The 23480-nt window shown below is 65.3% G+C and carries 17 protein-coding genes and 1 pseudogene; 7 read left to right on the top strand and 11 right to left on the bottom strand.

The genetic code is table 11. The features are described from left to right. The first annotated feature begins 180 nt into the window (after positions 1 to 180). The gene (locus T31B1_RS09830; RefSeq protein ID WP_353249304.1) at positions 181 to 714 is read left to right on the top strand and encodes a hypothetical protein; all 534 of its coding nucleotides are present in this window, start codon (positions 181 to 183) and stop codon (positions 712 to 714) included. A 296-nt stretch (positions 715 to 1010) separates the two neighbouring features. Here T31B1_RS09830 and T31B1_RS09825 read toward each other — a convergent pair whose 3' ends face one another. Further along, positions 1011 to 1238 carry a DUF3072 domain-containing protein gene (locus T31B1_RS09825; protein WP_353249303.1) on the bottom strand — a complete coding sequence of 76 codons (228 nt, stop codon included), beginning with the start codon at positions 1236 to 1238 and terminating at the stop codon, positions 1011 to 1013. Between the two features lie 414 nt (positions 1239 to 1652). Then, on the bottom strand, positions 1653 to 2567 hold the full coding sequence (locus tag T31B1_RS09820) for a LysR family transcriptional regulator (RefSeq protein ID WP_353249302.1): 915 nt from the start codon (positions 2565 to 2567) through the stop codon (positions 1653 to 1655). A 101-nt stretch (positions 2568 to 2668) separates the two neighbouring features. Between T31B1_RS09820 and ilvD the strand changes: the two genes are divergently transcribed. From ilvD to T31B1_RS09805, 3 genes are all read left to right on the top strand, one after another. Further along, a complete protein-coding gene (gene ilvD / locus T31B1_RS09815; protein ID WP_353249301.1) occupies positions 2669 to 4519 on the top strand; it encodes a dihydroxy-acid dehydratase in 1851 nt (616 codons plus the stop codon). 171 nt (positions 4520 to 4690) lie between these two features. Continuing rightward, positions 4691 to 5632 carry a cobyrinic acid a,c-diamide synthase gene (locus T31B1_RS09810; RefSeq protein ID WP_353249300.1) on the top strand — a complete coding sequence of 314 codons (942 nt, stop codon included), beginning with the start codon at positions 4691 to 4693 and terminating at the stop codon, positions 5630 to 5632. Beyond that, the gene (locus T31B1_RS09805; RefSeq protein ID WP_353249299.1) at positions 5616 to 6827 is read left to right on the top strand and encodes a toxic anion resistance protein; all 1212 of its coding nucleotides are present in this window, start codon (positions 5616 to 5618) and stop codon (positions 6825 to 6827) included. Before T31B1_RS09810 ends, T31B1_RS09805 begins: the two co-directional genes overlap by 17 nt. Positions 6828 to 6878: 51 nt before the next feature. Here T31B1_RS09805 and T31B1_RS09800 read toward each other — a convergent pair whose 3' ends face one another. Next, positions 6879 to 8045 (bottom strand): GGDEF domain-containing protein, encoded by a 1167-nt coding sequence (locus tag T31B1_RS09800; protein WP_353249298.1) that lies wholly within the window; start codon positions 8043 to 8045, stop codon positions 6879 to 6881. Positions 8046 to 8618: 573 nt separating this feature from the next. Between T31B1_RS09800 and T31B1_RS09795 the strand changes: the two genes are divergently transcribed. Beyond that, a complete protein-coding gene (locus tag T31B1_RS09795) occupies positions 8619 to 10427 on the top strand; it encodes a putative bifunctional diguanylate cyclase/phosphodiesterase (RefSeq protein ID WP_353249297.1) in 1809 nt (602 codons plus the stop codon). Between the two features lie 639 nt (positions 10428 to 11066). On the opposite strand, the gene T31B1_RS09790 is transcribed toward T31B1_RS09795, so the two are convergent. Beyond that, complete coding sequence (locus T31B1_RS09790; RefSeq protein WP_353249296.1) at positions 11067 to 11525, bottom strand: thiol-disulfide oxidoreductase DCC family protein; 459 nt, start codon at positions 11523 to 11525, stop codon at positions 11067 to 11069. 135 nt (positions 11526 to 11660) lie between these two features. On the opposite strand from T31B1_RS09790, the gene T31B1_RS09785 reads away from it, so the two are divergent. Both T31B1_RS09785 and T31B1_RS09780 read left to right on the top strand, forming a co-directional pair. Continuing rightward, a complete protein-coding gene (locus T31B1_RS09785; RefSeq protein ID WP_353249295.1) occupies positions 11661 to 12278 on the top strand; it encodes a hypothetical protein in 618 nt (205 codons plus the stop codon). 340 nt (positions 12279 to 12618) lie between these two features. Beyond that, a complete protein-coding gene (locus tag T31B1_RS09780) occupies positions 12619 to 15846 on the top strand; it encodes a PAS domain S-box protein (protein ID WP_353249294.1) in 3228 nt (1075 codons plus the stop codon). Positions 15847 to 16075: 229 nt separating this feature from the next. Here T31B1_RS09780 and T31B1_RS09775 read toward each other — a convergent pair whose 3' ends face one another. From T31B1_RS09775 to T31B1_RS09745, 7 genes and pseudogenes are all read right to left on the bottom strand, one after another. Next, the gene (locus tag T31B1_RS09775) at positions 16076 to 16936 is read right to left on the bottom strand and encodes a hypothetical protein (protein WP_353249293.1); all 861 of its coding nucleotides are present in this window, start codon (positions 16934 to 16936) and stop codon (positions 16076 to 16078) included. A gap of 280 nt (positions 16937 to 17216) precedes the next feature. Then, entirely contained in the window at positions 17217 to 19547 is a 2331-nt protein-coding gene (locus tag T31B1_RS09770; RefSeq protein ID WP_353249292.1) for a xanthine dehydrogenase family protein molybdopterin-binding subunit, read from the bottom strand. Beyond that, positions 19544 to 20017, bottom strand: coding sequence for a (2Fe-2S)-binding protein (locus T31B1_RS09765; RefSeq protein WP_353249291.1), 474 nt, complete (start codon positions 20015 to 20017; stop codon positions 19544 to 19546). Before T31B1_RS09765 ends, T31B1_RS09770 begins: the two co-directional genes overlap by 4 nt. A 474-nt stretch (positions 20018 to 20491) precedes the next feature. Beyond that, entirely contained in the window at positions 20492 to 20842 is a 351-nt protein-coding gene (locus T31B1_RS09760; RefSeq protein WP_353249610.1) for a YchJ family protein, read from the bottom strand. 39 nt (positions 20843 to 20881) lie between these two features. Next, a pseudogene (locus T31B1_RS09755) lies at positions 20882 to 20938 on the bottom strand (SEC-C metal-binding domain-containing protein); the annotation flags it as partial. Between the two features lie 130 nt (positions 20939 to 21068). Beyond that, positions 21069 to 21929, bottom strand: a complete 861-nt coding sequence (locus T31B1_RS09750; protein WP_353249290.1) for an EamA family transporter — start codon at positions 21927 to 21929, stop codon at positions 21069 to 21071. Positions 21930 to 22299: 370 nt separating this feature from the next. Further along, a complete protein-coding gene (locus T31B1_RS09745; protein WP_353249289.1) occupies positions 22300 to 23343 on the bottom strand; it encodes a hypothetical protein in 1044 nt (347 codons plus the stop codon). Between the last annotated feature and the right edge of the window lie 137 nt (positions 23344 to 23480).

Here is a 23480-nt window from a genome sequence, read left to right as displayed (position 1 = left end):
CGGGCTCAGTGCGGACGTCAAGCCGTGTGGCGGACGTAAATCGATCGCGGTCTGCCCTGGAAGGCCCCCGGGTCGGGTCGAGCGGCGCCGCGTCGGGAGATTTTCACGATTCGACGTTCGCCGGTCGGTTGCCGCATGAAGCGTTGCTAAGCTCGGTCGGCATGCCAGCGGAGAATGTTCATGCGTGCTCGATCGATAGGGCTGTTGTTGCTCGGGCAGAGCCTGCTCATGGGCGGCTGCGATGCTTCGCCGTCGGCCAGCGACGATCGCCATTTCGAGCCGATAACCGGTAGCAGAGACGCCGCACCCACACCGGTCTCCGACTGGCTGGACGACGCCAGTCAGGCCGTACCGGAGCGCTGGCTGGTCAACCGTTTATCAGGCAGAGCGGTGCCGACCGACGATCCCCAGGTCGTGGCGATCGGCGTTCGATTCGATCGGCTGGCGCCGTTGTTCGAAGAGAGTCGCCGCATGCTGGCCAATCGTACCCTGCAGATCCACCGCATGCTCGGCGAGGCCGGCGTTCGTGAACCGGTCGTCGACACGCTGTCTGTCTTCGAGCACGCGAGCGGCCGACGCAGACTGGGCAACTTCGGCCAGTACGGCAGCTACTACGTCACGCTGCGCCGCCAGGGACTGAATCGCCAGGAGGCCGCACAAGCGCTATGGAAGCAGACGCCTGCCGACAGCGGCTCGAGTGGCCGGTCGCGCTGAACCCGGCAGTACGCGGCGGGCTGCTGCCCCGTCCGCCCCGTGTGCAGCGCTGGCCCTGCCGTCGCTGGCCCGATACCGGGTCGTCGGCCAGACGCACGGTATGGACTGTACTGACGCCGTATCGGCCGCGATCTGTTGGCACGACCGGGGGCTATCGACCGAGCGAAAGCCCGGCGGTGCGCCTACGCCAATTCACACAAAACCGGCCGATTCGCCGAGCGGCCCGACACCGCTGGTTCGGCGTTCGCCAACGCCTGGGCCGCGATCGGCCGGCGCCATGACACTGGCCGCGCCAATCAGCCGTCGGTTCCACGACCCGTCGTGGCCTGCAACTCGTCGATACGCTCGGAGGCCTGGGCCTTGGTCAGCGAGTCGTCGAATTCGACGCCGGCTTCTTCACACAGGGTCTGCAGATACGACTGCTGAGCGCCGGTCATCGCCTCGTCGCCCGTCGTCCAGTCGCTGGGCTGTTTTTCCAGATTGCTGTGATCGGTTTCGGGATGGTTCTTCGTATTCTCGGTCATGGTGGATCTCCTGCAGAGTGTATGTATGTACAGTATCACGCCAGGCTCGGCTGTACAGCGTCCGTCGGACGTGCCGGCCCGGCGCCATACGCACAACGGGCCGGCGCGTGGCGGTGACGTGGGTCAGATTGCCGTGTTCATTCTGATGTGCACGGTACGAACGGTTCCGCGGCATATGGCCTGGCCATCATCGATATATGCCCGGCGCAGCGCGGCCGTACGACACGTTTTCCTCGAGCCATGGCCAGCAGGCGCTCATGAGTCGAGTCGGCTATACGCTGGCTCCAACAGGCATACGAGGCCCGTGTGCACACAGTTGCAATCGCTGGCTCTTGATCCCTGCGATCGGGGATACGCTGTCGGGACACAAACCAAGACGAGGCAGATCATGCGATAGACGTGCGGGCTGCTTGTTCATTTCGCCGCCGGGGCGGACTCGGCGAGTATCGAGCGAAGATTGTTCAGCAGCGGGCTGGCGTCGTCGTGGCGCCATGCGATGCCGGTCTCCAGCCGGGGTGGGCGGCTTTCCAACGGTATGTAGCGCGTACCCGTTCGTGCCAGGTGGCGCAGCGATTCGGGGACGAGCGCAATGCCCATGCCTGCCGAGACGAGGCTGATGATGGTCTGCATCTGGATTGCGTGCTGGGCGATCGTGGCCGGCCCGCCACAGTCCAGATAGTAGTTCGTGACCAGGTCGTGGAACGACGGCGCCACGTGGCGCGGGAAGACGATCAGGGGCGAGCCGACGACGGCGGCAGGCGAGAGCCGCCCGGCGGTCAAAGTCAGCCGTCCGTCTTCGATCCAATGCTCGGGCACGGCTGCGACCAGAGGCTCGGACAGCAATCGTAGATACGCCAGCTGGCCGGGCAGCGCCGCGTGTGTCGGTGGGATCAGAATGCCGGCATGAATTTCACGCTCGAGCAGGGCCGCGATCTGGATATCGCTGGTGGCCTCGCTCAGCGCCAGCTCCACGTCCGGGTAACGTCCGCGAAAGCGCTGGACGAGGCGAGGCAGCAGGCTGTAATCGGCCGTACTGACGAATGCCAGATTCAAGCGCCCGGTTTGGCCGTGCCGGATTCGGCGGGCCGTTTCGGGCAGGGCGTCCAGGTTCGCCAGTGCCGAACGTACGGGTTCGAGCCATTGCCGGCCGAACGGGGTCAGGGCCACGTTGCGCTTGGTCCGGGTAAACAGCGGGCTGGAGAGTTCGCGTTCCAGCGCCATGATCGACTGGCTCAGCGGCGGCTGGGTCATGTGCAGTCGTTCGGCGGCCCGGCCGAAGTGCAGGGTCTCGGCCACGGCCACGAAGTGTCTGAGCCGTCGTACGTCCACTATTCATATCTCCGGCGACTTAATCGGATCGGAATAATATATTTCAAAAACGATGCGGCGCCACATAGCATCGCTGCGTGCGATAACCCAGAGATGCCGCCATGCCTGCCTATCGATCCCGAACCAGTACCCACGGCCGCAACATGGCCGGTGCGCGTGCGCTGTGGCGCGCCACCGGCATGGGCGATGCCGATTTCGGCAAGCCGATCATTGCCATCGCCAACAGCTTTACCCAGTTCGTGCCGGGCCATGTGCATCTGAAGGACCTGGGCCAGCTGGTGGCCGGCGAGATCGCCGAGGCCGGCGGCGTGGCCAAGGAGTTCAACACCATCGCGGTCGATGACGGCATCGCCATGGGCCACAACGGCATGCTGTATTCGCTGCCCTCGCGCGAGCTGATCGCCGACAGCGTGGAATACATGGTCAACGCCCACTGTGCCGATGCGCTGGTCTGTATCTCCAACTGCGACAAGATCACGCCCGGCATGCTGATGGCGGCCATGCGGCTGAACATCCCCACCGTGTTCGTCTCCGGCGGGCCGATGGAAGCGGGCAAGGCCGTCATCAACGGGAATAGCCGTTCGTTCGATCTCGTCGACGCGATGGTGGTGGCCGCCGACGACCGCTATTCCGACGAGGACGTGGCCACGATCGAACGTTCGGCCTGCCCGACCTGCGGCTCCTGTTCGGGCATGTTCACCGCGAACTCGATGAACTGTCTCACCGAAGCGCTGGGCCTGGCGCTGCCCGGCAACGGCTCGGTTCTGGCGACGCACAGCGACCGCGAGGCGCTGTTCCGCAACGCCGGCCGGACCATCGTCGATCTTGCCAGGCGCTACTACGAAAACGACGATGAAAGCGCCTTGCCGCGCGGCATCGCCACGCGTGCGGCGTTCGAGAACGCCATGAGCCTCGATATCGCCATGGGCGGCTCGACCAACACCGTGCTGCATCTGCTGGCCGCGGCCCAGGAAGGGGAGGTGGATTTCTCCATTGCCGAAATCGATGCGCTGTCGCGTCGGGTGCCGTGTCTGTGCAAGGTCGCGCCCGCCAAGAACGACGTGCATATGGAAGACGTGCATCGCGCCGGCGGCATCATGGCGATCCTGGGCGAGTTGGATCGTGCCGGCCTGCTGGATACGTCGCGGCCGACCATCCATTCGTCCAGCCTGGGCGAAGCGCTCGCGCGCTGGGATATCACCCGCACCGAGGATGAAGCGGTGCTCGATCTCTATCGCGCCGGGCCCGGCGGTGTTCCGACTCAGACCGCGTTCAGCCAGTCGGCGCGCTGGGAAACCCTGGACACGGATCGCAAGAGTGGCGTCATCCGCTCGGCGGATCATCCGTTTTCGGCCGACGGCGGCCTCGCCGTTCTGTTCGGCAACCTCGCGCCCGAAGGCTGCATCGTGAAGACCGCGGGCGTGGACGACTCGATCCTCGAATTCACCGGCGCGGCCCGGGTCTATGAAAGCCAGGATGCGGCCGTGGCCGGCATTCTGTGCAACGAAGTCGCCGCCGGCGAGGTGGTCGTGATCCGCTACGAAGGCCCGAAGGGCGGCCCGGGCATGCAGGAGATGCTCTACCCGACCAGTTATCTCAAGTCCAAGGGCCTCGGCAAGGCCTGTGCGCTGATCACCGATGGTCGTTTCTCCGGCGGCACCTCGGGCCTGTCCATCGGCCACGTCTCGCCGGAGGCTGCAGAAGGCGGGCTGATCGGTCTGGTCGAAACCGGCGATACCATCGCTATCGACATCCCCAATCGGGCGATCGAGCTGGTGGTCGACGATGCCGTGCTGGCGGCACGTCGTGCTGCGATGGACGAGATGGGCGCCACGGCCTGGAAGCCGCAGAACCGTCTGCGCAAGGTCTCGCCCGCGCTCAAGGCCTATGCGGCACTGACCACCAATGCCTCGAAAGGCGCGGTGCGCGACGTCACCCAGCTCCTGCGCTGAGCGTCCGATTGCCTGCATGGTGGGCGGCTGACCGGCCCGGCGCGCGCTCCTGTCCGCCACGCCAGTCGGGCCGTCGGCCGTCGTCGATCGCCCTCGGTTTGATAATCGTTGTCGGCAACCCCATTTCCAGGGCGTCGGCAATCGATTCAGAGGGCGCAGGCGCGGGCGATCATGTTCGAATTTCTACAGGGTTTCGCCTACGGGCTGTTCCTGTCCTGTCTGCCGTGGTTTGTGGTGGGCATGGTGGAACCGCGGCTGGCGGTGCCGACCGAGCCTCCGTCGCGCTGGCAGGCGATTCTGCGCTATTGGTTCGTGGTGCCGTTCGTGGCTTTTCTGCTGTGGCTGACGTCGCTTTGGGGCGGGTTTGGTCCCAGTCTGCTGGGCTGGATCGCCGGTCTGGCCGGTCTCGCGGTTGAAATTCCTGTGGAGCGGCGATGGCGAGGCTGGCGTGCGCGCCGGCTGGCACGTCGACGCGCGGCCGTGGATGCGCGCGAGGCCCGGCGTGCGCACGACGCCGCGGCGAATGCGCAGCGAGAGAAGGGCGTGACGGTACTCGACCCGGCCGCGCCGCCGGCGGATGCCGACGACGTGGTACGTGCGCTCTGCGCGGCAAAAAAAGCCCTGCTCGACGCTCAGCGGCCCGAGCTGGCCACCCAGGCCGATCGACTGTATGCCCGCTATATCCGCGTACTGGAGGTGCTCGGTGCCAAGTTCGATCAACGCGAGCTTACCTTCGACCGGTCTCGGTCGCTGGCTGCTCAGGTCTGTCTGACCGCGGTGGACAATCTCAATGTCATGAGCTCGCTGGCCGCCGGGGTGCAGGGGATCGATACCGCATTCGTACGACACCGGTTGCAGAACTCGTCCGAGCGGCTGCACGCAGACGAACGCGATGCGCTCCAGCAGCGCCTGGATCTGGCGGCCGACACCGAGCGGCGCTTGAGCGAACTCGGCGCGCGCAATGAAACGGCAATGACCACCCTCGACAACGCGGCAGTCGTGATGGCGCGGGTCGCCACTGGCCGTCCGCAGGCCTCGGTGGCCGCCGATGAGGCCGTGGCGGATTTGAAACGATTCATGGACAAGGCCGACCGCTATGCACACAAGGCATGACCACCACGACGATTCGAAGCCGGACGAGCGCGCACCGCTCGGACTCTCGCTGCCGGTCGACGAGATAGCCAGCGAGATCGCTACGCCGGCATCGGGCTCGGCCGCGGAGGACCCGGCGCTCGCCGCCCGCGCAGATGAGTTCGTTGCCGATGTTCTGGCGGCCGACGAACAAGAGGCCGCGGCTGCACAGCGAAGACGCCAGGCGATCGACAGCATGGGCGTTGAGGTGCAGCGCCAGGCCGCGCATCGCAGCGCCATGCTCGAAGCCCCCATCCGCGAACTGGCCCGTCACGGCGAGGATGGCGGACCGGTCGCCCAGGCGCTGGTGAATCTGCGCGGGCGCATGCGCGATCTCGATCCCAACCGGCACAACCTCTCCGACGGGCCGCTGGCACGGGCGTTGTCGTTCATCCCGGGCGTCGGCAACCGGCTCCAGCGCTACTTCAAGAAATACGAAACGGCACAGCAAGCCATCGACGCGATCATTGCCGATCTCGAAGCGGGCAAGGATATGTTGCGACGCGACAACCTCACCCTGGCCGACGACCAGCAGGCGCTGCGTGACAGTCTCGAGCAGCTGCAACGCCAGATCGAACTCGGGCAGTTGATCGACCGTCGGCTGACAGACGCCTGCGCCGGACTCGAAGCCGAGAGCGCCAAGCGCGCCTTCATCGAAGAGGAACTGCTGTTTCCGCTGCGCCAGCGTATCGTGGATCTCCAGCAGCAGCTCGCGGTGAGCCAGCAGGGCGTACTCGCACTGGAGGTGGTGATCCGAAACAATCGCGAGCTGGTGCGCGGGGTCGATCGAGCGCTCAACGTGACGGTATCGGCGCTGAGTGTGGCCGTAACCACGGCGCTGGCGCTCGCCAACCAGCGGTTGGTGCTTGATCGGGTCGAAGCGTTGAATACCACCACCTCGGATCTGATCGCGGGTACCGCAAAACAGTTGCGCTCCCAGGGCGTGGATATACAGAACCGCAGCGCCGCGGCGATGCTCGATACCCAGAAACTGGAGAATGCGTTCGCCGAGGTTCTCGGGGCGATCGACGAGGTATCTCGTTATCGTCGTGAGGCGTTGCCCCGACTGGACCAGCAAATCGCCCGGCTGGCCGACATGGCACGCCAGGGCGAGTCCGCGATTGCCGATCTGGAGCGCGGCAACCAGGCCGCCGAGCACAACGCAAGGACCTTGTAGCCGCGGGGCGCGTCTCCGATACGATCCGGCGACCGGGCCGGGATTTCAAGCTCAGCCGGCCGCCGAGGTCCTGCGGTTGTTGTCCATGCGCGTATCGCCGCGCGCTCCGACGGTCTCGGCGGCGGCGAACAGCGTCCGATCCCGGCCCTCGGTCTTGGCGGCGTAAAGCGTCCGGTCCGCGCGCTCCATCCAGCGCGTGGGCGTTTCGCTGGCCGAAAACGCCACACCGCCACTCACCCGGATGATGCCGTGGGTCATGGGTCGCGCGGCGCATCGGTCGCGCAGAGTCTGATCCATGCGTTGCACGGTCGCCCACGAGGCCCTGTGCAGCAGCACGGCGAACTCTTCGCCGCCGCAGCGGCCGGCGCTGCCGCCAAAGGCCTCGACCGTCTGGTCCAGAAGACGTGCGAATTCGCGCAGCGCATGGTCGCCGTAGAGATGCCCATAGGTATCGTTGATACGCTTGAAATGATCGAGATCGTAGAGCACCAGCGCGGCGGCTTGGTGTCGGTCCGCGGTCGACAGCGCTGCTTCCAGGTTCGAATAGAACGCGCCGTGGTTGAGCAGACCGGTGAGGCTGTCCAGCCGCGAGGCTTCACGCAATTGCTCCGCATATTCCTGGATCAGCCGCTGCTCGCTGCGGAACCGGCGAAAGAAACCGCTGATCAGCGCGAACTGCAACGCCACACAGATGTAGTACGTCATGGCGGTGTCGACGGCCTGCAGCTGACGCGTGGGGTAGGGCGATATCCACTCGGGCCAGCGCAGTTCGGCATAAATCAACGCACTCGGCACAATCACGAAACAGGCCATGAGCACCACGCGCTTCCAGGGCCGGATCACCAGCGCACCGAAAGCGTAGCCGACCACGACCACCAGAATCATCAGGCTTGGTCCGTCCACACCCTGGTTGAAAATCCAGTTCAACGGCAGGATCGCGAACACCGCCGCCGCACAGAACAGCACCGCAACCTGTTGTGCCTGTTCGTGGCGGCGCGCGTACCACCACATGCCGAGAACGATGAGCCCGACCAGAGCGAGCAGCAGGACGTATAGATGCGGCGTGATCGCGCCGAAATGGTTGAGCGCGGCGCCGGCGAAACAACCAAGCGCTACCGCAAACAGGAACATCAGGTGCATGCGGTGTGCCGGGGTCTCGGCCTCGCCCACGACGACCGATCGGCTCCAGCCAGCCATGGCCGCGAAACATGTCTTCATCGTGCTATGCCCCTCCGCGGCAGCGACCGGCGCGGCGGTGTCGTCGCGCGCTCTCTGCCGTACAGCGTTCCGGCCGCCGGGCGACAACACCGCGTGCGCGGATGCGATGCCCGACCGGCGCAACGAAGCCGCTCCAGGCTTCGGATACGACGGGTGAGACGGCCATGGTCAGCTCCCCGGTAGAAAGGATACCGCGACGCGCGAGCGCATGCGCGTATTGCGGCCGCGGCCTGCGTGGGGTGGCTGGTTTTTGCCCATCGGGGCCAAGCGGGCATGCCGCGACAAAGAAATATGCGGCCTTGTGTTTGCTTGACTGCCGGGCCTGGCTCGCGCGCACGCGGCCGCCGATAGACGGCTCGATGTGGTGCCGGTGTGGCCGGCGTCGCCAACTGTGATACGAGCCTTCGCGCCACGGCCGGGCCGGTAGCGCGTGGAAAATTCGAGCCAACATCCGATTGCAGACGGCTATTTGGCGTGTGACGAGACCCTTCCTGAAAAACGCCGGGATGTGGAAGAGTGTCAGAATACCCGGGTCGCGACGATAACGGCCCTTTTTTGCCGACTTCTAAAAATATGACGATCCCATACACCGCTGCCGACGAAGCCGAGCGGCTGGACGCACTATATCGGCTCGATCTGATCCACGGGCCGAGTGATCCTGCGCTCGATCGGGCCACGACCCTGGCCGCACGTCTGTTCGATATGCCCATCAGCTTGATCACGCTCGTTGACCGGGACCGGCAATGGTTCAAGTCGCGGGTGGGTACGACGGCCCACGGCACGCCTCGGGCCCATTCGTTCTGTCTTCACGCCATCGAAGACAACCGGCTTCTGGTGGTGCCGGATCTTACCGCCGACATGCGTTTCGCCAACAACCCGCTTGTATCCGAGCCGCCGCATATCCGTTTCTATGCGGGCGCGCCGATCCGTACGATCGACGGGCATATCGTGGGTACCCTGTGTGTGATGAGCGATGAGCTACGGCCCGATTTCGGCCACGAGCAGGCCCGGACGCTCGCCGATCTGGCAGCGCTGGTCAGCGGCTGGCTCCGAATGCGCGAATCGGCCGGCAAAATGGACCCGGCCACCGGTATCTTTACCCGTCAGCGGCTGCTTGAGCGGCTCGGTACCTTGCTGCGACGCACGCGAGGCACAGGTCCCGAGCGGTTGCTGGGCGTGGTCGATGTGGCGCTGCACCGGCAGATGCACGAGCTCATTCAGGTGCTGGGGCACGGTCATGCCGAGAGCTTCATCGCCGAATGTATCGAACGGCTCGCCGGCGCACTGGGGCGCGATCAGCCGCTGTACCGGGTGGGATTGTTCCGGTTTGCCGTGATTCTCGACGAGCAACCGGGCGAGCGAACAGCGGCGCGACTGTCCGATCTGGTGAAGACCCTTCGCAAGCCGTTCGAATCCGACGTAGGCGTGCTGCTCGCACCCGACACGGTGATGGGCATGGCGCGTATCGATCCCGGCACCGATCGGGCCGGCGACGCCGTGGAGATCCTGCGCCGTGCGTCGGTCGCCGCCGACGATGCCTGGGAGGGCGAATGGGGCTGGGCCTGCTATGAACCCGGCCGCGACGAGCGCCGCCAACGCAAGATCCAGCTGCTGGCGGATCTGGCCACGGCATTGCGTGCGACCGATCAACTGTATCTGGTCTATCAGCCGAAGATTGCAACGGTGGACAACCGCTGTATCGGCGTGGAGGCATTGTTGCGCTGGCAGCATCCGAGGCTTGGCTTCATACCGCCCGCCGAACTGATCGAGGCCGCCGAAAAGACCGCGCTGATGCGTTCCCTGACCGACTGGGTGCTGGATACGGCGTTGGCTCAGAGCGCGGCCTGGCGGCGGCGTGGGCTGGCGCTGCCGGTAGCAGTGAATCTGTCGGCTTACGACATCGCCGACGAAAACATGGTCGAGCGCATCGCACAGCGTCTGGCCTTCCATTCATTGGCCGGCGACAGCCTGGAGGTCGAGTTTACCGAGAGCATGCTAATTCACGACCTGGATGCGGCTACGCGCCAGCTCAAGCAGTTGCACGCCATGGGCGTGGCGACCGCGATCGACGATTTCGGCACCGGTTACTGCAATCTGTCATATATCCAGAAGCTGGATGCCAGCAAGATCAAGATCGACCGGCAATTCGTGCAAACGCTCGATACGGATGAACGTGGCCAGACGCTCACCCGGGCGATCATCCGGCTGGCCCACGATCTGGGGCATTCGGTCGTCGCCGAGGGCGTCGAGAATCTCGCTACGCTCGAGCTGCTCGTCGAATGGGGCTGCGACCAGGCCCAGGGTTACCTGTTCAGCCGGCCCATCCGTGCCGATGCACTGTTCGATTGGTGCCGGGCGCGTGAGGCATCAGCGCACGACTGAGTGCGCCGATAGCCTGCGTCGCCGGACCGTCGGCGATGCGCCGGCCGTCCGGGCAGGCCCTAGTCGAGCAAGCCCTTGCCCGTCTTGCCGCGTGCGGCTGCCTTGGCGGCGCGTTTTTCCATCAACGTACGAGCCGGCTTTTTCTTCTCGCCTTTCTTGCGATCCATACCCTTGCTCATGAGCGATGCTCCCGTATCGAGGCGTACGCGTCGCGGCCTGCGGCCGCTGAGGGCGCGTGTCTCGGTGGGCGGCAAGAGGGCCGGATGCCATGGTCGATCGTATCGATCGGCGATGGCATGCCCGGCAACCCGAGCCGCCTGATCTTCAGTCTAGCCGTATTCGGGCCGGCGCAGCGGCCGGCTCGAAAATAAACTGGGAGCGCCCGACGATCGGCTGTCTGTCGACGCCTCGGCGGTCGGCGCTCCCGCGGCCCAGCGAACGGCCGCGCTGGGCAGATCGCGTCCCCGGGCCATCGCAGGAAGGCGGACGGAACGGACGGGCCTCCGGCCATTGCTGACGCGCAACCACCGGCCGGTGTGCTCGCGCCGATTGCTGCGCCCGGGCTCCCTGTGCGCTGGCGTGGGAGCACAGCCTGGGAATGGGCCCGGCCCGGGCATGTATCGATGCCTCCGGTGACGGTCATCGCGGTTCGCTGTCGACGAACCGATCGTCGTGGTCGGCTTCGAGCCGCCTACAGGCGGCGTAGCGGCCGAACAGACGATACCGGTGACGCGCCACGCCGTCGTATAACGCATCCCGCAGCCGCCGCGGGACGATCCGCAGCACGCCGAACGCCCGCCACGGCCAGCCGAGCCGCCTCATAATACGCAGCGCGGCATCGGTCTTTTCGAAGGCGCAGCCGTCTTCGATCAATAGAATGGTATCGAAGCGATCGGTCGGCTTGTCGAAGTGCCGCAACAACGCCTGGCCGGTATGCGACTGTACGGCGGCGAGTCGAAACCGTCGCGAGGTATCGCCGCGAATGATCAGCCGGGCCCAGCCGTTGCACAGGCGGCATACGCCGTCGAACAGGATCACGCGATCACCCGGCGCCAGGCCGGGCGGCAGGTGGTAAGGGTCGTATACGGGCTCCGGCATCGCGATTCCAATGCGTCCGACTGGGGTTCACGTCTGCGATGGCAGTCATGGGCTACGCGACAAGGTGACAGCGTACGCGCTATCGACCGATCGAGCATCGCCCATGGACTACGACCCGCGGGAATCGAGCAGCCGATGGCATCAGAATGGCTCGCGGGGAGGCTTTCGCCTCGCGCGTCCGGTCACGACGCACCGGAAGGCAAGCTGACCGGGCGATCGAAGCCGGCGGCCTACGGCCCCCGAGACTGGAATTTGTTGGCCGCGGCCCCCAGCATCCAGGCACATAGTCATCTTATCCCCGGCCAAACAGCGGAGCCCATGAGCGAACAAGAACTCGTCGAAGCCAGCCCCTGCAAACTGCGCAATGGGGACTGGGGCTGCAGGACCACCGCCGCGGTGCAGGTTGGAGACACCGTGCGCATCGTTACCCGTGCCAACAAGCAGTGGCGCGCAGAGATCACCCAGATCGTGTGGACCAACGATGAAACCTGGATCTGCGAGACCGCCAGCGAGAATAGCCGCGGCGCCGCGAAGCCCAAGGCCGCGTCGACATCCGGGCACAGCGCCGACGCGGCGCCAAAGAGCGAGCGGCCGCCGGTCGCTGACGAACACGAACCCGCGGCGCCGCTGCGGACCGATGTCGCAGGCGCGGCCGAGCTCGACGCCATGGCCGATGCCGCCGCCGCACGCGAAGACGATTTCGACGCGCTGATGAGCGCTGCCGCAGAGTTCGAAAACGGCGATCGTCGCTGATCGGCGGGCCGCGGGGCTCTTGACGGTCGCAGCCGGCGGCGCGCGCCCGGGTGATCCGTTCGTTTCCTGAACCGGTGCATGGACCGGGCGCCGGATGACAGCGCCTGCTGACAGTCGTCCAGGCGACTGATCCATCGGGCAAGCCGTATCGCGGCCCGTGGCAACGGCGACCGCGCCGGATACGATCGAGTCGCCGACCGACCACCCCGGTGCCGTACCGGGCCCGCCCGGGGCGCAGCGTATCGCCGACCGCGGGTCCAGGCCTTGCATTGTGTGCGACCTAACAGTGCGATATACACTGTATGCCGATCGAATAAGATGCGCGGTACCGCGTAAGGCCATGATCGATAACAATTCAATAAATAGCGAACGCGTTCCGTCCGAGCTCAGGGCGCTCAATATCAACTACGCAGTGGCCGTGTTCGATCGATCGGGCCAGCTGATCCGTGCCAACAACCGCTATCTGAAACTGTTCGGTACGACGCTCGAGCACGCGTTGGGTAGCGACGAATCGGCAAGTTATGCGATTCAGGCGGACAGGAATGCGCAGGCGCGCTGGGCCGCGCTCAGGGCCGGGCAGATTTGCGATCAGACCGCGCTGCGAGTTGTCGCTGGCGGTTCGCAGGCCTGGATCCGCACTTCCTACACCCCGATTCTCGCCGAGGGCGAGCTCGTCGAAGTGGTCGTGATCTTCGAGGACGTGACCGAAGCGCAGCTGCGACTCGCCGATGACCGTGGCCAGGTCCGCGCGATCAATGTCTCTCAGGCCGTGGCGCACTTTGGCTGCGACGGCACGATTGTCGAAGTCAACGAACGCTTCTGTGCGGCGGTCGGCTATATGCGCGAAGAGCTGGTCGGCCGGCATCACCGCATGCTGGTTGCAGCCGACGAGGCGCGCAGCGCGGCGTACCGGGCGTTCTGGTCCGAGCTGGCGAGCGGGCATCATCAGACCGGGGAATTCCGGCGGATTCGCAAGGACGGCTCCGATGCCTGGCTTCAGGCCAGCTACAACCCGGTCTTCGACCCTGCGGGGCGGGTGATCAAGATCGTCAAGTACGCCACCGACGTGACGAGCGAGAAACTCCGACAGGCCGAATATCAGTGGCAGGTTGCAGCCATCCACAAATCCAATGCCGTGGTCGTGTTCGATATGCACGGTACCGTGCTCGACGCCAACGAGGCGTTTCTCGAGGCAATGGGTTATAGCGCCGACCAGGTAATCGGCGAGCATCATCGGATCTTCGTCGAGCCCGCCTACGCACACAGCATCGAGTACGCCCAGTTCTGGCGTAATCTCGAGCTTGGTCGCCACCACGCCGGGCAATACCAGCGCGTGGCCAGCAACGGCGACACGGTCTGGCTGCAGGCCAGCTATAACCCCATCTTCGATATGGCCGGCCGTCCGGTGAAGGTAATCAAGTACGCCACGATCGTAACCGACGAGAAGCTTCTGCAGGCCGATCATCAGGGCCAGATCGCGGCGATACACAAGGCCCAGTGCGTGGTCTCGTTCGACGTCGAGGGCACCATACTCGATGCCAACGACAATTTTCTGCGTCTGATGGGGTATCGCTACCGCGATGTGCGCGGCCGGCATCACCGTATGTTCGTCGAGGATCGCGACGCCGAAAGCGATGCCTACAAGACGTTCTGGCGCCAGCTGGCCGCCGGCCGGCACAAGGTCGCGGAGTTCAAGCGGCTTGGCAACGAAGGACGTGAAGTCTGGCTGCAGGCCAGCTACAACCCGATCTTCGACATGAACGGCAAGGTCTTCAAGGTCGTCAAGTACGCGACCGACATCACCCGCGAGAAGATCCAGCAGGCCGATTACAAGAGCCAGATCGATGCCATCAACAAGTCGCAGGGCGTGGTCGAACTCGGCCTCGACGGCACGATTCTCGACGTCAACAGCAACTTCCTGGAGACCTTCGGCTATCGCTTGAGTGAGCTCAAGGGCAAGCATCACAGCATTCTGGTCATGCCTGGTGTCGCCGATTCAGACGAATATGTACGGTTGTGGCAGACGCTGCGTACGGGTACGTTCCATACCGGCCTGTACCGGCGTGTGGGGAAACAAGGCACCGAGATCTGGCTGCAGGCCAGCTACAATCCCGTGCTCGATCTCAACGGCAAGCCTTACAAGGTGATCAAGTTCGCGACCGATGTGTCGGCGAACGTAGCCATGGCGCAAGCCTATGACGAGGCCGCGCGCATGGCCCAGCACGACGCGACCACCGCCTTGCCCAATCGGCTCAAGCTGGCCAGTTACATGACCAGCGCGCTGCCGCATCCGAGCGCACGTCTGGCGGTGTTCTATATCGATCTGGACGGTTTCAAGCCGGTCAACGACACCTTCGGTCACGATGTCGGCGATCGCGTACTCGGCGAAGTGGCCGATCGGCTGCGCCATTGTCTGCGCGACGATCAGATCGCCGCCCGGGTCGGTGGCGACGAGTTCGTGGTGGCGGCCCCTGCGCTCGACGATGACGAGATCGAAACGATGTGCCGGCGCATTCTCGAGACCGTTGCCATGCCCGTGCGTCATGCCGAAGGCGAGCTGGGCGTCACGGCCTCGATCGGCGTCGCGATCTCGCCGCAGGATGGCACCTCGCCGGACGAGCTGCTCAAGAACGCCGATCTCGCGCTGTACCGGTCGAAAAACGACGGCCGCGCGACCTACAGCTATTTCACTGAAGAAATGAACGCCCGGGTTGTGGACTACCGCGCGTTGACCCAGGACATGCGTCGTGGGCTTCGCAACGATGAATTCATACTCGAATACCAGCCGCGTTTCGATACCCGCGAACGGCAGATACGCAGCGTCGAGGCGCTCATCCGCTGGGCTCATCCCGAGAAAGGCGTGATCCCACCGGCCGATTTCATTGCACTGGCCGAGCGCAACGGCTTGATCATTCCCATCGGCGAGTGGGTGCTGTATACCGCCTGCGACACGATTGCCCAGCGTAGCGACACGCTCGGGGTATCCGTCAATATATCGCCGATCCAGTTTCGCGACGACAGCCTGGTAGAAACGGTGGGCCTGGCGCTTGAGCGGTCAGGCCTGTCACCCGAGCGCCTGGAACTCGAGATCACCGAAGGCGTGCTGATCGATCACGCGGAGCACGCACGCTCAGTGCTGGAGCGTCTCAAGACACTCGGTGTGCGCCTGGCCATCGACGACTTCGGCACCGGCTATTCGTCGTTGAGTTATCTGCGCTCGTTTCCGTTCGATGTGATCAAGATCGACCGTCGGTTTATCCGGGATCTAGACACCGATGACGGCAACCGGGCGATCGTACGAGCCATTCTGAGTCTTGGTCAGGCCCTGGATTTGACGGTCACCGCCGAAGGCGTGGAGACCAACGAGCAGCTGGCAATGCTGACCTACGATGAATGTAGCGAGGTGCAAGGCTTTCTGCTGGCGCGGCCGATGGCGATCGACGATCTGCAACGGCTGATCCGAAATGTGCCGGCTATCGTCGAGCGGGGCGAGGAAAAGACGGTTTTCTGCGAGGATCGAGTCCAGGTCAAGCGAAACGTGCTGCCATTGAACTCACGCGCCCGATAAGGTGACCGTGCGGTGTGCCTGCCGCACTCCAGATCGCCGTGAGCACTCCCCCCGGCCGCGCGGTCGCGGGGTCGTTTGCAGCGCCCGGTGGGCTGCCGCGACGGGCGTCTGACCACCGTTGGCCGGCGGGCACGCCGGGCGGCAACGCCAGACAGGCATAGCCGCAGGAACCGGCCCGGCGACTGTTTGCGCAGGGGCGGGTGTCGTCGGATAACGGCGGTGTCCCCGCTTAGCCGGCTTCAGGGAAATCAAGTTCGACCCGCCTCGTGCGGTCCAGTGTCCATCCGATATTGAAGGTGAACGGACGGCCGGCATGGCTGATACGCGTGATGCATTCGTCGGTGCTGCCCGGCGAGGCCATGCCGCCCATGGGGCCCAGATCTGTCGCCGTGCCGATCACCCCAAAGTCGAAGGCGGCATGATAGAGGGTGTCGTCGCTCGCCCCGAATGGCCCGGACAACTCGGTCTTGTCGAAAAAGGTGAACTGCCCGTCGTCGTAGGCACGTTGTAGCGGCACGAAATCGAACGTCACCTCGCTATCGTCCATGGCTTTCACCAGCGCCACATCGCCGCCGGAGACGGGCGGATTCAGTTCCACGCTGACCGTACAGTGGGTCGGTGGGGCACCGATGGCATCGGCGTCGGGATACAGGCCGTTGCGGCGCACGTAGATCAGGCGGGCCCGGTCGCCGAGATCGATCGTCGTGGTCTCGCCGTGCAGCGTGAGTCCGCGCGGCCATTGATCACGTGCGGTCACCAGCGTATCGAACAGATCACGGATCGCTTGTCGCTGGGTGTCGTCGAGCGCATCGACGAACGTCACACGCAGGCGATACCGATGCGTGATCACGCCCTGGTCGTGGCGGATCTTGATGGGATCCATCGCCTCGATACGTAGCGCGCCGAACTCGCCCAGGCGCTGCTGGATGGATTCGCGTAGTGAGGCTGGCAATGGCCCGCCACCCAGAGGAATCGGGTTGCTCTTGCCGAAATGCAGGATGGCGGTACCGCCCGGGTCACTACAGCCGGCGATGCCGGTCAGCCCGGCAAGCAGGAGCAGGCGCAGAGTATGGGCCGGCCCATGGATCATCAGTCATCCTTTGCCGAGACAAACCCAGGTCGGGCTGTCATGACTGCAAGTCAACCGCGCGCCGGAACAGCGCAGGGTTGCGGCGTATACGAGTTAGCCGTAAGTCTGATAAGTGAATGATACCGTTGCCTTTCCGGGCCAGCAACGGCACGGCCGACCGCGCCGCTACGTCCGGCTACGTGCCCGGGAAGCCGAACGAAGCGACGCCACGCGGGGCTCGGCACGATAGCCGAGGCCCCGGTTTGGGTATGAGGCCCCGGCGGGTGCCGGCGGGGTCGGTTCAGCTCATGGCCGCCTTGACGCGTTCGGGGCGGAACGGCGTCTGACGCAGCCGCACGCCGATGGCATCGTATACGGCATTGCTGACCACTGCGGCGGTCGGGCAGGTCGAAGGCTCGCCGCCGCCAGTGCTCTTGCGTCCGGGTGCATTGTTCACGAAGACCATTTCGATATCGTCCGGCAATTCGTTGAACCGCAGGATCGGATAGCCCATCCAGTCACGGCTGGTCACGTGCGCATTGTCGAACGTCACTTCCTCGTGCAGCGTGCGGCTCAGCGACTGGACGACGTTGCCCTCGATCTGGTTGCGCAGCGCATCCGGATTGATCACCAGCCCGCAGTCGTGAGCAACCACGACCCGCTTGACCTGGATCTCGCCGGAACTGCGGTCGACCTCCACGTCGGCAATCGTAGCCACGTAGCTGTCGTCGCGGTTGACCCAGGCGATACCGCGACCCTTGGCCTTGCCCGTGTCACTGCCATCATGCGTGTTCTCGCTCGGCTTGCGCGAAGTCCAGCCGTACTTCCGGGCGGCCGCCTGCAGCACGTCAAGCGCACGCGGGTCCTTGAGATTTGCCAGCCGGAAGCTCAGCGGATCGGTATCGGTCGCTACGGCCAGCTCGTCGATGAACGCCTCCATGGCGTAGGTCGTCTCGAACTGGCCCGGCGAGCGCAGCCAGGCAGTCAGCAGGCCTACGCGTCCTTCGCCGTGGTAGGCCACATCGGCGTTGTCGAAGGTGTAGGCATAGGTGATGGCACCGTTGCCCGAGCCCTCCGAACCGTGCGGATGGCCCACGAGATCGGCCGCGATCAGGCGCGTGTCACCGGTGGTCGGCTCCCAGATGTGATGCTGCCAGCCGATGACCTTGCCGTTTTCGTTGATCAGGCCTTCCAGGTCCTGAGCGATGGGCGGGCCCTTGGGCTCCCAGCCGTGCTCGTCCCAGCGCATCCACTGCACCCGCACCGGTCGTCCGACGGCACGCGACATGAACGCTGCGTCGGCGATCACGTGTTCGAGGCCGTTGCGGCCGTAGGCGCCCGAGGCGCCGTGCCAGTAGAGCGTGATGTTCGACGGGTCGATGCCGAGTATCTTGGCCATGTCGCGTTTGGCCTGGTGCGGCATCTGGGTGCCTGCCCAGAACGTCGCCTTGTCCTTCTTCACGTCCGCGATGGCACAGGACGGGCCGATCGAGGCATGCATCTGGAAAGGTGTGAGATACGTCGCCTTCACCGTCTTGGCCGCGGAATGACGGGCCAGCCCGACCGAGCCATTGGAGGCCACCGAGTTGTCCGTGCCGGCCGTTTCGCGCACGGTCTTCCAGACCGAGTCCTGGTCCGGCAGGCCATTCCAGTCCGACCAGGTCGCCTGGCCGGCCTTGCGGCCTTCCGGGTGCAGTACCGAGCCGAGCTTGCTGGCCGCCTGGATAGCGCCCCACTCAGTCTCGGCGACGACACCGAGGAAGTTCTTTTCCTGCACGATCTGCACGAAGCCCGGGATATCCTTCAGGCCGCTGTCGTCGACGTGCTCGAGCGTCGCCTGCACGCCGTACGGGCGCACCACACGACCGTGCAACATGCCGTCGACCTTGATGTCCTGGATATAGCTGTACTGCGCGAACATCTTCTCGGGGATGTCCTTGCGTGGCACCGACTGGCCGACAGTCGAATAGGCCGTTTCGTCCTTGACCTTCACGTCCGGCGCCACGTCCATGCCGAAACTGTTGCCGGTCGCGCCGATGTCGACATTGAAGCGTTCGCCGCCAACGAGCGTGCCGTAGTCCACCGAGCGCGAGGGGTCTCCGATCACGACCACCCGGCCGTTCTGGGTAGACAGTTGATTGGCCGGCAGGTCGAAATGCTTGGCGCCCAGCGACAGCAGCGCCTGTCGCCCGGCCGCGGCCGCATGCCGAATCTGGGGGCCGGCATAGGGAATAGTACGGCTGCCGTAGGTCGGGCCCTGGTCGATAGTGCGGTCCGTGCTGCCCATGACGACGACCACCTGGTCGACCGGGAAATAGAGCTCCTCGGCGGCGATCTGGGCGAGCGAGGTCTCGTTGCCGTTGCCGACCTCGACCTTGCCGGTGAACAGCGTCACGGTGTTGTCCGGATGCACGGCCAGCCATGAATCGAGCTGGCTCGCCTCATGGACATCGGTTTGACCGGTGGCGATGCTCTCTGCGGCCGTGGCCAGGCCCGAGCCGAACAGGGAAAAGCCGAGCACGAGGCCACCCGAAGCCTTCAGGAACTGCCGCCGGCTCGCGCCGAGATCGCTCAGGCCGGACGGCTGGCTGCCGCCGCCTGCACCTGTCAGAGTGTTGTCGCCGTTCTTCATGCCTTGGCTCCGTTCTTGGCTGCCCGTTCGACCGCGCGCACGATTCGCATATGCGTGCCGCAGCGGCACAGGTTGTTGTTCAGCGCCTGCTTGATTTCATCGCGACCGGGATCGGGCTTTTCGTTCAGGAACGACTTCGCCTGCATGATCATGCCGTTGATGCAGTAGCCACACTGGGCGGCCTGCTCGTCTATGAACGCCTGCTGCAGCGGGTCCGGATCGTCGGGCGTTCCGAGCCCTTCGAGGGTCGTGATGTCCTGCTCCTGCATGGAACTCGCGGGTGTCACGCAGGAGCGCACCGCCGATCCACCGACCAGCACCGTGCATGCGCCGCATTGCGACAGCCCGCAGCCGAATTTCGGTCCCTTCAGGCCGAGGTTGTCGCGCAGCACATACAGCAGCATCGTGTCGGGGGCGATATCGACGGTGTGCTTCTCGCCGTTGACCGTCAGCGTGGTCGATTGGGTCATGTCGAGCTATTCCGGTTGGAAGATGGGTGGATCGGTGGGCCGCAGCGGATAGGTCGCGGCCGGGCAGGACATCGGCGGTGTCCGGACAAACGCGCGGAAGCGGCCTCGTGACGCGCGCGACGAGCGGCTGCGATCTATTTGCATGATGCACCGAATACCGTAGGCGCGGTGTCGCCGTCCGTCAAGAACGACCACCGCGATCATCGTCGGCCGATGGTCGCGCGAAAGGCGGGTCGACACCGACCGCGCAGCGGCAGGTCTCGGCCTGCTTCGGACGAGAGCCGCCCACGCGATCGTGCGCACGGGTTGTGGACCGACACGCGGCGACCGCGCCCGTCCAGCATGATTACCGGCGGGGCGGCCGGCCGCACGGCCTGGTGGCGGAGTTTTCAATGGCCGGGCGGCGAACATGCAGGCCCTCACAGCGCCAGCCGTCAGCGATCGGTTGTTCGCCCGTGTCGTCTCAGTGCGCGGCTAGTGCCCACAGCATTTCTTGAATTTGCGCCCGCTGCCGCACGGACAGCGGTCGTTGCGCCCAGGCTTGAGCGCGGTCACACCGGGGCAGCCGTCGAGGTAGAACCAGTGTCCGTTCTCGCGGACGAAGCGCGAACGCTCGTCGAGCACGGCAAAGCCGGCCCGGTCACGGCAGGTTGCGCGAAAATGCACCCAGCCGTCGTCGCCATGTTCGCCGCTGTCGAGGACCGCCAGGCCCAGCCAGTGGTCGCCCTCGGGCAGCACCAGCGGCTCGGGGCGTGAAGATTCGTGCCAGCTCGCCTCGACGAAGGCCGCATTCCCGCGCGCATAGGCACTGTAGCGTGCGCGCATCAGTGCTTCCGGCGCCGGAGCGGGCGCACCGGCGTGGTACGGCCCGCAACACTTGGCGTACGGCAGGCCGGATCGGCAGGGGCAGGCGGCGGACATGTCGGGCAGGCGGGATTTCCGTGAAAGCGACGAGACGAGCATGCCGGGCGGCCGCCAGCGACTCAATACGCCACAGCTGTCGGTTCACGACCGACGGTCGGTTACGACCACCGACGCCGCCGGGCGGGGCTCAGCCGAGCACCAGGGCCGCGATGCCGCAGACCATGCCCACGGCCGCGATCAGGCGACTGCGCAAGGCGCCTTCATCGAGCAGCCGCGCCCCGAGCACGACGGCGATCAGAATACTGACTTCCCGGGCCGGCGCGACATAGCTGACCGGGGTGAACGTCATTGCTGTCAGCACGAGGATGTAGGCCAGCGGACTCATGATCGCGACGCCCATAATCGCGTTCCGGTTGGCTCGCCACTCGGCCGCGATCTGGCTGCGACACCGCAGCGCATACGGGGTGAGTAGCAGCGTGCGGCCCAGGTTTCCGAGCCAGTCATAGAGCAACGGCGGCACCAGCACCGCGCTGACCGCGTATTTGTCGAGCAGCGTATAGCTGGCGATGAGCGTGCCGGTGAGCAGCCCGTAGCCGATTGCGGCCGGCTGCGGCCGCCGGGCGACATTGCCCGGCCCGCCGGACAGGATGAATACGCTCGCTACGATCAGACCCGCGCCGAACACGGCCAGGCCGCTCGGCTGCTCGTTGAGCAGCAGAACCGCCAGCAGCATCGTCAGCAGTGGCCCGGTGCCCCGCGCCAGCGGGTAGACCACCGACAGATCCCCGCTCCGGTAGCCGCGCTGAAGCGACAGGAAATAGCCAAGATGCAGCAGCGACGTCGCCAAGACGCACGCCCAGGCCAAACCATCGAGATGGGGCGGGTAGGCCAGCGCGAGCAGGGCTACGAACGGGCCATAGATCAGACAGGCGCATGCGGCGAACAACCATACGAAGATGGCACCCCCGTTGCTGCGTTTGGCGAGAAGATTCCATCCCGCATGCAGGAACGCGGCGATGAGGATGAGGGCAAGGGCGGCAAGCGTCATGCGAAAAGGTCCCTGGGACCGACGCGTATGGCGTCGGCCATGTATGAGACCTCCAGGCTTTTATCCCTTCAGTTGTCGGTACCTGGGCACCGTGACACCGCTCGGTCCAGTCCGCCGGACGGGGCGCGGAACCCTAGGTGCAATCGCCAGGCAAGCTAGCACGCACGATCAGACCATTCAATGTATAGCGCACGCAACAGCTCGGTGAGGCGGTTGTCGTCGGCCGCCGCGACGGTCGCGCCCACCGCGCAGGTTCAGGACAGGGCCTGCCAAACGCTCGAAAGAGGTGTCGGCAAGCGCCCTGCGCCACTGGTTGCGGTAGCCCGCCGCGGGCTTGTGTCGGTCGGTGGGTCCGAGTGATCCGGTGCGATCAGGGCGGTGTGCGCAGCGGTCGCAGATGATGAAAGCCCGCTGTCGTATTGTCGGTTATCTCGACCACATCACCGCCCGGGCCGTGGGCAACCGCCTGCCCGAACACGATATCGCCGCCGTTGTCGCGCGCCGCGATCCCGTCCCGTGTCGGGCTCATGAACCAGGACGACACACGCGCTGTGTCCGCATCGAAACGAATCCGTGTGGCGGTGCCGCGCGGGTAGTGGATGCCGCCCAGAGCGAGCGGGTCCGCCAGCACGCCGCGCGCCCGCAGCGGTCGGCGTTCGCGATCGAGAAACAGCGTGGCATTCAATCGCAGAGAACCGACGGCCAGCGCAGTGCCCCGCGGTGGAGAGACGATCCAGCGATCGCGTCCGCGTCGGCCCGAGACGTAGCGTGTACCCGCAGACGCCCGTATCTCGCTGTCTGCCGGCAACGTGATTGCGCCGCGATCATACTCGGTGGCCAGGCGGCAGGAACGAATCGAGTCGAGCCGACCGTCGGGGCCCAGTTCCACCGCAACCGGCGTATCGCGCGTGCAGTGCCAGCCCGACCACGGCTGATCCTCGGCGAGTTCGATCATCGCGCTGTGCAGTCGGTCGCGTCGGCCCGTGTCGTCGATGCCCAGAATGCGTCGCATCGCCAGCGCACGGAAACCATACACCGTGATCGGTTCGGGAAACGCCGCGCGCTCGAACGTTTCGAGCTGCCCGGGCTCGCGGAGCACCAGACGCGTGCTGCGCGGCATGTTGACCTGCTGGATGATGGTCGGCGTATCCAGCGTCTGCCGGCGGGCCTGCTCGTCCAGCGCCGCGCGACCCAACGCCCAGGCGGTCAGTCCCTGGCTCAGGATGAACGGCAGCGATAAAAGACCGGCGAGTGCGAAGAAGATTGCCCTTGCGGTTGGGTGCCGGCGGCTGGCTCGACGCAGGCGCGGATTCAGCCACAGCGCGACGCCCGCCGATGCGCACAGACACAGTGCAGCAGCCGAGATCGTTGCGACGATCAGCCATGACGGGGAAGGAATAGGCGCGAAGATCAATCGTAGGTCTGCGGTTGTCGTGCCACGCCGGCCCCTTGCGCTGCACAATCGGATGGGGCCGGTTTCGTACGGAGAGTATATCGCTGTGCGCAACACCGGCGGTGGGCAGGCCACCGACAGAGGCCGCTGCGGTGGCC

It is taken from the genome of Salinisphaera sp. T31B1 (assembly GCF_040361275.1).
In the GTDB taxonomy this organism is placed as follows: domain Bacteria; phylum Pseudomonadota; class Gammaproteobacteria; order Nevskiales; family Salinisphaeraceae; genus Salinisphaera.
Note: the sequence above shows the minus strand (reverse complement) of the source record. Positions and strands in the feature narration are given on the sequence as shown.